Raw genomic sequence first — 12831 nt, 5'->3', positions numbered from 1 at the left:
TAAACTTGTTTAATATAGCTTCTTTAAATTGACCGGAATGCCTTTGATAATTCACTTGCTGTAACTTACCGCTCCCTGTTTATTTGTAAATTAATTGAGGCGACAACTATCCTGACACAGGGGGCAACTATTAAAATAAATATCAAACATCAATGTATTACGCAAAGATAATACGTTGTACTAGTGTCAATAAAAACCTAATTCGAGGTAGAGAAATGATTAACGATCAACAAGGCAACACAAAGAAATTTAGCGGCTTTAGAATAGTGAATAAGCTTGGGGGTAGCTTTTTTATTCTATTTTTAATAGGTGCTTTTTTACCTTTGGTCGCGGCAGGAGGCTGGTCACAAGAAAAAATAAGTTTATATGAGTATGACCAACCTCTTTTATTAATGTTCATAGCATTAATCGGCATCATAGTTTACCTGTCCGGTATAAGCCGTTTATTTGCTAGAGTCATTTCATCTGTTTTTATTGCCGTTGTAATATTAACTATATTGTCAAATGCTTACGACATCTATGAGGCAGCTAAAATACTGAGAGCGAATGAGTTTAGGGTTAGCTATTTGGTGCGTTCAATCAGTGAAGCATTAGCCCCCTTATTCATTTGTTACAAAACAAGATTTAGGCAGTAAATTTCAATACACATTATCGATAGGTGCTGTAATTTTAACCCTTTCATTTGTTGGAATTACAGGCTGCATATTTTCTCCTCGATATAAAGAAAACAAAGAATTACAAGAAAAGATTGTTGAAGAAAATATAAATTCATCTGTATCTCATACTTGGAAAGAAACTGAAACTGGCAATATTGATTCTTTAACGACAGAAAAGATGCTCACAAATAGTCTAATGGCAAAGCTTATTAGTTTCGTTAAACACATTTATAGCATTGTAGCACCGGTTATTAATACATTATTAGATAAATGTTCCAATCTGATTTGTGACAAAATACCGACGTTAAAACCAAATCAACAAAAAGTAAAATTTGGAGTAGGTTGTATTTTAATAATTCTAATCTATATAATTATTTTTTAAATTATATGATGTTTCTAGCCCGTTATTGACGCTATTCCATAACGTTAATAATGGGTACTTATTCATTTCTATTGTCTAAACTGGCAAAGCTCGAGACATTAAGCGCTTTAGCCAGTATTTGTTATATAACTTGTGATTCTTAGCGTTGCAGTACCTAAAGATACGGACCTAAACCACTATTTTTGAAATAATGAATAATAGGCGCGAGCAGCTAGAGAAGCAGCTTAAAGTTGATCCAGCTGAGTTCGTGTCTAAATTGCTGAAGTACAGTGCGTTGTTGGTACTTATTTGTGAATATTACCCAATTGATAATAATAACGCGTTAGCGTTAAGTCATCTCGGGCAACGCGACATTCTCAATGAACTCCGCGCTACGAAAACGCAAAAGCGATACTTAAATTTATCGACAAGTTAACACTTAAATTTGAGCGAAATGTAGAGTTAAAGTTTTTGAAAAAGCTGCTAGATAAAACAATGTGTCGCTACAAAATTTTTAAACATCACCAGACAATAAACTATGTGACCATAAGCCTGGATAACCGATACCCATTTTTAACCTGTATAAAATTAGGCCATTCGATAGCAAATGATAAAAATCTCAAAAGAGGGTCTTTACTTGCATGTCTAGCCGATACGATAGCACTTGGATTAGCTCTAGGTATAAATGAGCCTGCAAAACGAATTGGCCAGCTTTCGTCACGGGATGAACTTGAAAGGTTACATCAACAATGGATAGATCTCCGTAATGATACTAGGCGAGTAGTATCTAGACCAAGACCTGTTGATTAGCCATAGGAAATTATGATGACCTTATTAATGATTGCGCATTCACAATGGACCATCGCCAAAGAGTGACCATTGGGGTGAAAGTAAATAAGCGAATAGGCATGCTTGAATTGGATCAAATCTCCGGGATACGTAATGCAATCGCAACAAATGAAACTCGTGAGATAGTCTATACGTGGTTTGAGAGAGTAAAGAAAACCTATAAGCAAAGATTTGACCCTGAGTCTGAACTAAGGGTTTAAAAAATTACGAAATGGCTCTGGCTTTGGGTATTACAAAGTCTGTTTGCATTTGTAGGCTTTATTAAAGGAATACCACACGTCAGTTATCAATATCACCAACTGAGAAAAACTCATTTAAAACATACCACAGGATTTGAAAAAGTCAGGTGGTAAAAACAGCACCTAAAAGCGCTCTGATTAGATTCTTGCACCGTAACAGTGCAAGAAAATCGTTCGTATCAATTTAACCATCTGATTCTAAATACTAAAAGGCCAGATCCACGAAGTGAGACAAAACTCATTTGGTATGAGAAACCACACAAAAAAACCGTTAGTTATGATGACACAAATACCCTATTTAACATAATATACATTGTGCGCATACTTATGCACACATTAGAACTTATGTTCAATACTAAGTCTTATGCACGGTATTTGGAGCTGTGTTGGCATTATCCTTCTTTTGTATAAGTACTTATGATTGCTTGTTAACTGTACATTGTTGCTTAATGTGTTGTTTAGCATCGTGCTTAGATTGCATGCTTTAACTTTTTACGGCTTGTGCCTGCCAATTATTTAATCTCAGCAAGATGATTTAACGGTTTGTTGAATGCACTTTGATGTCGTTCAGTTTGTGTGGTGTGTAAATACTGTGATGTGGTGTCGATGCTCTCATGACCGGCATCGGCCTGGACATGTGACAATGGGCGTCTGTTGATATTGATGTCATGCGTGATCCCAGTATGGCGAATATTATGCGCACTGAGTTTTCGCATAAGTTGGCTGTCGTGTTCAAAACCATCTTTAGCGGCATTGTCTGCAGCTAAGTTAATCAGTTTGTCTATTTCGTCACGTATGTGGCGAATACCAAGATTGGCATTGATGACACCAGATTCACGTCCATGGGCTGCTGCTTTATGTCGGACAAATATAGGATGTTGATCGTTGATGTTGGGTAAATCACTGAGGCGCAGATAACGTCGATAATCAACTAGTCCAGCCAGCAACGCTTTTGATATAGCAATATTACGAGCTTTGCCGCTTTTAGAAAATGGTACGTGAAAATACCAGATACCAGAATGTGGATCTTGTCTGAACTGGCTCATGATGGGCGCATATCCTGCGCGTGCACTTATTTCCGATATGCGTAAGTAGCAGCTATATAATAGTGTGATGAGGAATAAACTGCGTTGATGCTGTTCTGGTTGAGTGTCTGCTAATTGGCTTACGGTGCTAATAACATACGACCATTGTAGCTCTGTAAACGCATGATGGTTGTTGTCTTCGTCGATGGTAAATTTACGTTTAATGGAGAATCGGCTGTGTTTAAGCCATAACTGAGCTGGGTTTCGCTCGGTGTATTCTTCGCTAATTAGATAGCCATAAAATGAGGATAATATTGCTATTTTAGTCTTCAATGCATTATCACTCAGTTGATATGGTAGGCATTTTCCGAGGTGTTTTTTACCGATAAATGGCCGCCATTGTGGGTTTGGCGATCGCTCTGCGGTGGCTTTATCGAGTTTGAATTGCGCTACATTGAAATAGCCTATCAATGTTTGTGGCGGCGATTGGCAGTAATCGATGTATTTGGCGATGTCTTTACGCGTTACCGCGATTGGCGATAATGCGACGACGTCAAAACACCAATGAAGAAATGTGGTTAACTCGCTGCGGTAGGCTTTATAGTTGTTTTCAGACTGCTTTTGCTCAAATAACCAATCGGCACAGTGCTCTATGATGAGCCCTGCATCGGCCACTTTATCTATTGAAATTCGGGTAATGTACTGATTAACGGATGCATTACCTTGTAAAACATTCTCTGCAGCATCAAATAGTGGTAATACTGGTGGCAGTTCATCAATGATATTGTCGGTCATATGATTAAGTCTAGGTTATTGATTATATTGCCTTATTATACTATTTTTTGCTTGATGCCGATAATGTTATTTATCGGCATCAATCGTCGCGATTTTTAATGATGAGTCTTGGATATGTTGATACTGCAATATCTTGGTCTGTTATTAACTGCTGCATACAATAATCTACTGCTGTAATTGGCTTGCAAGCCTGCTGGCATTGCTTGTTGTGACATGTAGATCTTTTTTGGCAGCTCCATAAACACAATTGCCAAACGGTTTGTTTACTTGCCCTGTCTAGGAACTGTAAGTCTGCAGCACATAAATGACCTGCTTTGATTAATTGGGCCACTTTATCTGCATCGATAGACACATTTATTCTGTTCATGTGTGCTCCTTATTTCACGCTACTCTTTTTCATAACGTTATTGCTCTATTCCCTACTCACCCTAGAAAGATGAATGCTGTAGCTTAATAATACATTAATGAGAATAGTTATCAATTGCATTGTAGCTGTTCTAACCACTTCTGTGCTGTTGATCATATATAAGCGCATATAAAGGCTCACTTGAAATGTTTAATCGACAAGTGCTGTTGAGCATTAATACAATATGATGCCAGTACTAGTCATAAGATTCGAAGTGAAATGAAATATAGACAGTAGGAGTGAAGTTTTTGACGGGATGACACTGAAACTAACAATAATGACTATTAAATAGACCTATTTAAGACCTTTGCTATAGTGAAATGAAATGCCTAAAGCGATTAAATTACCTCTGCCCTAGCCCACAAAGGTATAGTCATCTGCATATATAAGTTAGCGATAACGTTAGTTGTTATCGTTATCGGCTAAGAAATCATACATTAATGTACGTGGCTGTTGTTGGTAATCAAATGAAACAAATACTCGCCACACCATATAATTACTGCTGCATGAGCCAAAAATAACTGGACCTTGATAGACATTATCTTTTATTTCGGACAATGAAACTGGGATAATACCCATGAACATGTCGCGACCTTCTATTCTCATTGAAATATTAGTGATCTTTTGATTACTGGAAAGCGTAACTATTAACGGTTTTTCGCTTGGGGTATTGATGGGGTCAATCAGTAAACCGACTTGCAAGTCGGCCACCTTTTTGTAACATTCCCCAACAGAAAACTGACATAACGTTTTATCGATGACTAAATTAGCGTGTTCTTGTGTTTGTGGTTTGTCACAGGCTACTAAAAACATTAACAAAATATTTAAAATGATAATTCGGACAAGTTTGTGCACAATTTTTAACCTTTATAGTTGAGTTAGTAACATTATCTTTCACAGATTGATCTAGATCAACTTTGATGCCTTTTGGTAAGTATCTTTTTTGACTTAGCTCAAGTATCATTACACCGTCTCATGATAGAGAGAATTAACATGAGGTAACACCTTGACATATGGCATTAAAAACAGCATTAAACAGCTGGTTTTATGACCACATGTTAATCTAACTGGTAAAGTTCGCTTTACTAAATATTAAAAGTATAAGTAATAAGCCGTGGAAGCATTATGATGAACCATTCCCAGTCTACAGGCGCTGATTACAACTACACTATTGTCCGCCAATTTGCACTAACCACAGTTTTGTGGGGAATCTTTGGCATGTCAGTGGGTGTATTGATTGCGGCTCAGTTAATCTGGCCACAACTGAACTTCGACACTCCTTGGTTAACGTATAGTCGTTTACGACCATTACACACCAATGCGGTGATTTTCGCGTTCGGAACATCAGCTCTTTTCGCTACATCCTACTATGTTGTGCAACGCACTTGTCAAATCCGTCTTTTTGCGCCCAAATTGGCCGCATTTACGTTCTGGGGTTGGCAAGCCGTTATTATTGCAGCTGCTATCACTTTACCAATGGGATTTACCCAAGGCAAAGAATATGCAGAATTAGAATGGCCTATCGATATCGCGATTGCGATTATTTGGATTAGCTATGCAATTGTATTCTTTGGCACAATCGCTAAACGAACGACGTCCCACATTTATGTGGCCAACTGGTTCTTTGGTGCCTTTATCATTACTGTTGCAGTACTTCACATTGTTAACTCAATGGCGGTACCAGTAAGCTTATTTAAGTCTTACTCTCTGTACTCCGGTGCAGTCGATGCGATGGTTCAGTGGTGGTACGGTCATAATGCGGTAGGCTTCTTACTTACTGCTGGTTTCTTGGGGATGATGTATTACTTCGTGCCTAAGCAAGCTGGTCGCCCAGTGTATTCGTACCGTTTATCCATTGTCCATTTTTGGGCGTTGATTGCGTTATACATTTGGGCCGGTCCTCACCACTTACATTACACTGCCCTTCCTGACTGGACTCAGTCATTAGGCATGGTAATGTCATTAATTCTATTCGCACCTTCTTGGGGCGGTATGATTAACGGTATTATGACCTTGTCTGGTGCGTGGCATAAGCTGCGTACAGACCCTGTATTACGTTTCTTAGTTGTTTCATTGTCTTTCTACGGTATGTCTACCTTCGAAGGCCCAATGATGGCAATCAAAACAGTTAATGCATTATCTCATTATACTGACTGGACTATTGGTCACGTTCACTCTGGCGCGCTAGGCTGGGTGGCAATGGTGTCTATTGGTTCTTTATATCACTTAATTCCAGTGCTATTTGGTCATGGTCGTATGTACAGCATGAAGCTGGTTAACGTCCATTTCTGGTTAGCGACTATCGGTACTGTTTTATATATCGTTAGTATGTGGATTTCTGGTGTTATGCAAGGTCTTATGTGGCGCGCGGTTAACTCTGATGGAACACTAACTTATAGTTTCGTTGAGAGTTTAGAAGCCTCGTACCCATTCTACTTTGTACGCTTTATTGGTGGTTGTTTCTTCTTAACCGGTATGTTCATTATGGCCTATAACGTTATTCGTACCGTTAAAGCGTCTAAAGATTCATTACCTGCTATTGCAGAAGCTTAAGGAGCAGATTCGATGAAATTTAATCATGAATTAATTGAAAAGAATGTCGGCCTGCTTGCTATCTTCACTGTCATCGCCATTAGTTTTGGTGGTTTGGTGCAGATTACACCACTGATATTTCAGAAAGACACTACTGAAGCCGTTGAAGGTCTTATTCCTTACACTGCTTTGCAGATTGAAGGTCGTGACATTTATGTTCGTGAAGGTTGTTACAACTGTCACAGCCAAATGATCCGTCCTTTACGTGCTGAAACAGAACGTTATGGTCATTATTCTGTTGCTGGCGAGTCTGTTTGGGATCACCCTTTCCAATGGGGTTCTAAGCGTACTGGTCCTGATTTAGCCCGTGTTGGCGGACGTTACAGTGATAGGTGGCACGAAGTGCATTTGCTTAATCCTCGTGACGTTGTACCACAGTCAAACATGCCTGGTTTCCCTTGGTTAGCTGAAAATAAGCTAGACGGCGAACTCACTGGTGACAAGATGACTATTCTGCGTAACCTGCACAAAGGCGGTTACAAAGGTAATGATCTTTACACTGATGAAGAAGTTGCTAGCGCTAAAAAAGCGGTTGAAGGCAAGACAGAAATGCAGGCGCTGATCGCTTATTTGCAATCTTTGGGTCACGCACTCAAATAGGAGGCAATAATGGATTACGGTACTTTTCAAGGTATTTTAACCATAGTTGTTATGGTGACTTTTGTAGGGATTTTCTTCTGGGCATACAGTAAGCATAGCAAGTCAAAATTTGACGAAGCGGCTAACTTGGTGTTTACAGAAGATGAACTTGCAAAAATGTCAAAAGACTCGGGAGATCAGAAGTAATGATTATGAGTAACTTCTGGAGCATTTGGATTTCTGTACTGACGATTGTGGTCATTGCTGGTTGTTTTATCCTTCTTAAACTGGTTAATAATAATTACACCGGTGTAGAAGAAGGTAAATCAATGGGCCACAGTTTTGATGGTATTGAAGAACTGAACAACCCACTACCAAAGTGGTGGGCGTACATGTTCTATTTAACCATCGTATTCGGTGTGATCTATTTAGCTCTATATCCAGGCCTAGGTAACTACAAAGGTCTGTTTGGTTGGACAAGTTCAAACCAAAGTATTGGTACTGAAAATGGCATTAAAGCTGACTCAGCTGCAGCGCTTGAAGCAGCAAAATCGGAAAACCGTTTATCTCAGTATGACCGCGAAGTGGCACACGCTGATGAAAAATACGGTCCAATTTTTGCGGCTTATTTAGCGACACCGTTAGAAGAGTTAGTGAAGGATCCTGAAGCATTGAAGGTGGGCGGACGTTTGTTTTTACAAAACTGCTCACAGTGCCATGGCTCTGACGCTCGCGGTTCTAAAGGCTTCCCTAACCTTACCGATGACGATTGGTTATATGGTGGTGATTTAGCCACTATTAAAACTACTCTGATGAACGGTCGTAACGGCATGATGCCTCCAAAAGGTGGTTTACCAATCGAAGACAGCGAGATTAAAGGTCTAGCTGAATACGTGATAAAACTATCTGGTGGCGAACATGACGAAGCGTTAGCTGCTCAAGGTCAAGGTTCATTTATGAAAGGTTGTTTTGCATGCCATGGTATGGATGCAAAAGGTAACAAGTTCATGGGTTCGCCTAACCTGACTGATAATGTTTGGTTATACGGCGGCAGCCGTGGTGTGATTGCTGAATCTATCATTAATGGCCGTGCAGGTGTTATGCCAGCATGGAAAGACATTCTTGGTGAAGAGAAAGTCCATGTCATTACAGCTTATGTTTATAGCTTATCAAACAAATAGTTACTTATAAGTAACATCTAGGCCTCGATATTATCGAGGCCTTTTTTTTAAGTGATTATTAAGCCATTAAGGGGTAAAATAGCCCCCGAATTATTACCACCATTTTAGGACGAATTATGTCGGATCAACTCCCTTGGTATAAGCAGTTTTGGCCTTGGTTTTTAATCATTTTGCCAATGTGTGCGGTTATCGCTAGTTTAACTACATTAAAGATTGCTTTAGATAATTCTGACTCATTAGTTGCTGAAGATTATTATAAACAAGGCAAAGCCATTAACATGGATTTGCGTAAGATAAAGTACGCTCAACAGATTGGGATGAAATTTTTAGTTACCGTTGCCGATCAAGAATTAAAAATTACTCAACAAGGCGGTCCTGAATATCGTGCGGCATTGAATGTTCAGTTTTATCATCCAACGATTGAAGAAAAAGATTTCAGCCTTAATGCAACTGCCGATGCTAATTATGTTTATCACATCCCATTAGATGCTGCGATTACCGGCCCCTGGGAAGTGCGCATAGAAGGCTATGATGCTAAATGGCGTATACAACAACGTATTGATATTAAAGATGACGTTGAATATTGGTTAAATTAATAGTAAATCCATTAAGTCTTTGAATGATGACATATTTAATTAAGCTGGTATAAATAGATGACATCTTGCTTTCATTGCAATGAGCCGGTGCTAACGGGTGAACAGTTTGCAACCGTGATTAATGGGCAACCACAACCTATGTGTTGCCCAGGTTGTCAGGCGGTTTCACAAGCGATTATGGATGCTGGCTTAAGCAGCTATTATCAATTTCGTAGTGAGCCAGGCAATCGTCAAACTGCTTTGATCCCTGAGCAATTATCGCAGTACAGTGCTTATGATTTACCTGAAGTTCAACAAGACTTTGTTCATAAACAAGGTGCTATTGATTCAACCTCTTTGTCTATCGACGGTATTACCTGCGCTGCTTGTGCGTGGTTAATTGAACATAAACTCAAACCTATTGCTGGAGTCACTAATGTGTTGGTTAACTCAACCACACAACGCGCGTTAGTGAGTTGGGATAGTCAAATTATTCAGCTCAGCGAAATTTTGCAGATTATCAGTAAAATTGGCTATCAAGCGGCACCCTACCAAGTTGATGAGCAAGAAAAACAATCAAAAGCAGACAGTCGTAAATTTTTACTCCGCCTAGGTCTTGCAGGTTTTGCCACCATGCAGGTGATGATGTTTGCCCTCGCCTTATACACTGGATACTTTACCGACCTAGATGTTGAGTTTCGGGATTATTTTCGCTGGGTTAGCTTAATTTTTGCTACTCCAGTGGTATTGTATTCTGCGCAACCCTTTTATTTCAGTGCGCTTCGTAGTCTATTAAGTGGCAAGCTTAATATGGATGTCTCTGTCTCCATCGCGATTTTAGGTGCTTATGTAGCCAGCTGTGTCGCGACAATTCAGGCCAATGGCGAAGTGTATTTTGAATCAGTATCCATGTTTACCTTCTTCTTATTACTTGGCCGTTATTTTGAACAAACAGCCAGACAAAAAGCCTCCGTCAGTTCGAGTAATTTACATAAACTGGTCCCTTTGACCGCACATTTATACCGTGACGGCGAAATTACAGAGATCGCTGCTAAACAGCTAGTCATTGGCGATATTATTTTGGTCAAACCTGGTGAGGTGATTGCAGCAGATGCCGAGGTGGTTGCAGGCCTATCAAGTGTCAATGAAGCGATGTTAACCGGTGAACAAATGCCAATAGGCAAACAGGTATCAGATACTGTGTATGCTGGAACCATTAATGTAGAACAACCTCTTGAGGTTAAAGTCACTGCGTTAGGTCAAGATCAGCTAGTGGCTGAAATTATTCGTTTACAAGAACTTGCATCAAACAACAAACCTGCCATCGCTTTGGTGGCCGACCGTTTAGCTCGATACTTTTCCGCGACCATATTATCGATAGCAGCAATAACTTATTGTGTTTGGTTATTTATTTCTCCTGATGATGCCTTTTGGATCACCTTGTCGGTATTAGTTGCCACTTGTCCATGTGCCCTCGCCCTTGCTACGCCGACAGCAGTGACATGTGCGACGGCTATTTTTACCAAGTTAGGTGTGATTCCGCGCAAGGCCGGAGTTTTCGAAAAACTGACTAAAATTAATCATGTGGTGTTTGATAAAACGGGAACCTTAACCTGTGGCCATTTATCGATTGGTGAAGTACAAACCTTTGGCAAATATTCTTCAGAGCAAGTCCTATCAATGGCTGCTGCAATTGAACAAGGCTCTTTACACCCCATCGCATTAGCATTTAAGCCCTTTTTTGATAATAAACACTTTGTTGAAAATGTTGACCATCATATTGGATTGGGTATTCGGGCCAGTATCGGCCAACAGCAAGTTTGTATTGGTACGGTACAATTTGTTACCCCAGAGGCAAATATAGCGGCTTCGAAGGCAATAGAAAGTCAGTGGATTTATCTTTCCATCGATAATAATTTGGTCGCTAAAATTGAAATGCTAGATGAGCTAAGAGTCGACAGTTTAGCCACCGTAAATGTCTTAAAGGCGGCTAACATAACACTCAGTATTGCCAGTGGCGATAATTCGGGTCATGTTGAGTTTTTAGCAAGTAAACTTGGTATTTCTGATGTGCATTCAGGTTTATCGCCGCAAGATAAGTTAGCGTTAGTGAATCAATTACAACAACAGGCTAATGTGGCTATGTTTGGCGATGGTATTAATGACGCGCCAGTGCTCGCCGGAGCAAACTTGTCTGTTGCTATGGGAAGCGGCAGTGCTATTGCTAAAAACAGTGCCGACTTAATTTTACTGGGCGATCACTTATCACGTTTTAATGATGCTATCTTTGTCGCTAAGCAAGCCCAGCGAATAATTCATCAAAATTTGTTATGGGCTTTTGCTTATAACATGATTATTTTGCCATTGGCAGTTACTGGGCATGTTGCTCCTTATATTGCTGCGATTGGCATGTCTGTCAGTTCACTTATTGTGGTGAGCAACAGCTTACGCCTTCTTAGGATAAAGTTATGAGTATCATTTACGTATTAATACCTATTGCTATGTTGTTTGTATTGATAGCAGTCTCTATTTTCTTTTGGGCAGTAAAGTCTGAGCAATTTGATGATTTAGATAGACAAAGCGTGTCTATTTTATTCGATGAAGACGAAAACAGCATGAACAAAAACAGCAGTGCTAAAGCAGACTCTTCTAATGACAGCTCTGTAATTAATGATTTTCCAATTAACCGTTCTGCTACTACCGATGTTGCCCAACAAAATACAGTTGGTTCTGCTGCTTCATCTACTACTCACACTAAACCAGAGTAAACCCAGTGATTGAATATAATGTTGGTGGCGCGTTTATCGTGGGGTTAATGGGCGCTGCACATTGTTTTGGCATGTGCGGTGGATTAATTGGCGCTTTTTCAGCCAATATACCCACCAATGGCCAGACCCGCTTAGGCACTCAACTCACATTTTTGTTTGGCTACAATTTTGGACGTATCTTTAGTTACTCTGTGGCTGGGGCCATTGTCGGTGGCAGTGTGTCAGCCCTTGGTCATTTATTTGATGTTGATAGTTATTTAATTTTTTTGCGAATTGTTGCTGGCACCATGATGATTCTTACCGGGCTTTATATTGCTCAGATATGGTTTGGTATTGTTCATATTGAAAAAGTCGGCAAAATATTGTGGCGATATTTACAACCACTGACGCGTAAATTCATACCTATTACTCATCCATTGCAAGCTGTTATGGCTGGTATGGTATGGGGTTGGCTCCCTTGCGGCCTTGTGTACAGTACATTAACTTGGTCAGTTGCATCTGGTAGTGCATTACAAGGTGGCTTAATTATGTTTGCGTTTGGTTTAGGGACTTTACCTGCTCTATTCGCTGCAGGATTAGCCGCTAAAACCTTGGCTCAATGGGTACAAAAACGGGCAGTAAGATTATTCAGTGGCGGGCTTTTAGTGTTATTTGGATTGCAAACGCTTTACATCGCTTTTAATCAACTAAACTAGTTTATAACGGTCAAATATGTATTTATTGTCGTTAAGCTATAGGCTATTTTTAAGCGGCTTCACAGATATTGATCTAAAGATTTTTATGTTTAAAATCAATGGTTATAAGT

Annotated in this window: 11 protein-coding genes and 1 pseudogene; 9 read left to right on the top strand and 3 right to left on the bottom strand. The window is 39.7% G+C overall.

What is annotated here, in order from left to right:
- The first annotated feature begins 215 nt into the window (after positions 1-215).
- Positions 216-635, top strand: coding sequence for a hypothetical protein (locus H5125_RS13455; protein ID WP_182744491.1), 420 nt, complete (start codon positions 216-218; stop codon positions 633-635).
- Positions 636-2617: 1982 nt separating this feature from the next.
- Here the strand turns inward: H5125_RS13455 and H5125_RS13450 are convergent.
- The 3 genes from H5125_RS13450 to H5125_RS13440 all read right to left on the bottom strand — a co-directional run bounded on the left by H5125_RS13450 (position 2618) and on the right by H5125_RS13440 (position 5186).
- Positions 2618-3925 (bottom strand): site-specific integrase, encoded by a 1308-nt coding sequence (locus H5125_RS13450; RefSeq protein WP_182744490.1) that lies wholly within the window; start codon positions 3923-3925, stop codon positions 2618-2620.
- 79 nt (positions 3926-4004) lie between these two features.
- On the bottom strand, positions 4005-4292 hold the full coding sequence (locus H5125_RS13445) for a hypothetical protein (protein WP_182744494.1): 288 nt from the start codon (positions 4290-4292) through the stop codon (positions 4005-4007).
- Between the two features lie 441 nt (positions 4293-4733).
- A complete protein-coding gene (locus H5125_RS13440) occupies positions 4734-5186 on the bottom strand; it encodes a hypothetical protein (protein WP_101088284.1) in 453 nt (150 codons plus the stop codon).
- Between the two features lie 270 nt (positions 5187-5456).
- On the opposite strand from H5125_RS13440, the gene ccoN reads away from it, so the two are divergent.
- The 8 genes and pseudogenes from ccoN to H5125_RS13400 all read left to right on the top strand — a co-directional run bounded on the left by ccoN (position 5457) and on the right by H5125_RS13400 (position 12721).
- Positions 5457-6884, top strand: coding sequence for a cytochrome-c oxidase, cbb3-type subunit I (gene ccoN / locus H5125_RS13435; protein WP_101088283.1), 1428 nt, complete (start codon positions 5457-5459; stop codon positions 6882-6884).
- Between the two features lie 12 nt (positions 6885-6896).
- On the top strand, positions 6897-7523 hold the full coding sequence (ccoO, locus tag H5125_RS13430; RefSeq protein WP_182744489.1) for a cytochrome-c oxidase, cbb3-type subunit II: 627 nt from the start codon (positions 6897-6899) through the stop codon (positions 7521-7523).
- 9 nt (positions 7524-7532) lie between these two features.
- Complete coding sequence (locus H5125_RS13425; protein ID WP_011637473.1) at positions 7533-7709, top strand: cbb3-type cytochrome c oxidase subunit 3; 177 nt, start codon at positions 7533-7535, stop codon at positions 7707-7709.
- 5 nt (positions 7710-7714) lie between these two features.
- Positions 7715-8683, top strand: a complete 969-nt coding sequence (gene ccoP / locus H5125_RS13420) for a cytochrome-c oxidase, cbb3-type subunit III (RefSeq protein WP_162023111.1) — start codon at positions 7715-7717, stop codon at positions 8681-8683.
- Positions 8684-8799: 116 nt separating this feature from the next.
- Positions 8800-9279, top strand: a complete 480-nt coding sequence (locus tag H5125_RS13415) for a FixH family protein (RefSeq protein WP_182744488.1) — start codon at positions 8800-8802, stop codon at positions 9277-9279.
- Between the two features lie 57 nt (positions 9280-9336).
- Positions 9337-11730, top strand: a complete 2394-nt coding sequence (locus tag H5125_RS13410) for a heavy metal translocating P-type ATPase (protein WP_182744487.1) — start codon at positions 9337-9339, stop codon at positions 11728-11730.
- A pseudogene (ccoS, locus tag H5125_RS22465) lies at positions 11727-11900 on the top strand (cbb3-type cytochrome oxidase assembly protein CcoS); the annotation flags it as partial. The gene H5125_RS13410 and the pseudogene ccoS, both read left to right, overlap by 4 nt.
- 131 nt (positions 11901-12031) lie before the next feature.
- Complete coding sequence (locus tag H5125_RS13400; protein ID WP_182744485.1) at positions 12032-12721, top strand: sulfite exporter TauE/SafE family protein; 690 nt, start codon at positions 12032-12034, stop codon at positions 12719-12721.
- Positions 12722-12831 lie beyond the last annotated feature (110 nt).

Origin of the sequence: Shewanella sp. SR44-4 (assembly GCF_014163715.1) — a bacterium.
In the GTDB taxonomy this organism is placed as follows: Bacteria; Pseudomonadota; Gammaproteobacteria; order Enterobacterales; family Shewanellaceae; genus Shewanella.
This window is presented reverse-complemented; position numbering and strand designations above follow the sequence as displayed.

Excerpts from the sequence above, each read along its gene's own strand:
- H5125_RS13455 (WP_182744491.1), top strand. The coding sequence starts at position 216 with ATGATTAACGATCAACAAGGCAACACAAAGAAATTTAGCGGCTTTAGA.
- H5125_RS13450 (WP_182744490.1), bottom strand. The coding sequence starts at position 3,925 with ATGACCGACAATATCATTGATGAACTGCCACCAGTATTACCACTATTT.
- H5125_RS13445 (WP_182744494.1), bottom strand. The coding sequence starts at position 4,292 with ATGAACAGAATAAATGTGTCTATCGATGCAGATAAAGTGGCCCAATTA.
- ccoN (WP_101088283.1), top strand. The coding sequence starts at position 5,457 with ATGATGAACCATTCCCAGTCTACAGGCGCTGATTACAACTACACTATT.
- ccoO (WP_182744489.1), top strand. The coding sequence starts at position 6,897 with ATGAAATTTAATCATGAATTAATTGAAAAGAATGTCGGCCTGCTTGCT.
- H5125_RS13425 (WP_011637473.1), top strand. The coding sequence starts at position 7,533 with ATGGATTACGGTACTTTTCAAGGTATTTTAACCATAGTTGTTATGGTG.
- ccoP (WP_162023111.1), top strand. The coding sequence starts at position 7,715 with ATGAGTAACTTCTGGAGCATTTGGATTTCTGTACTGACGATTGTGGTC.
- H5125_RS13415 (WP_182744488.1), top strand. The coding sequence starts at position 8,800 with ATGTCGGATCAACTCCCTTGGTATAAGCAGTTTTGGCCTTGGTTTTTA.
- H5125_RS13410 (WP_182744487.1), top strand. The coding sequence starts at position 9,337 with ATGACATCTTGCTTTCATTGCAATGAGCCGGTGCTAACGGGTGAACAG.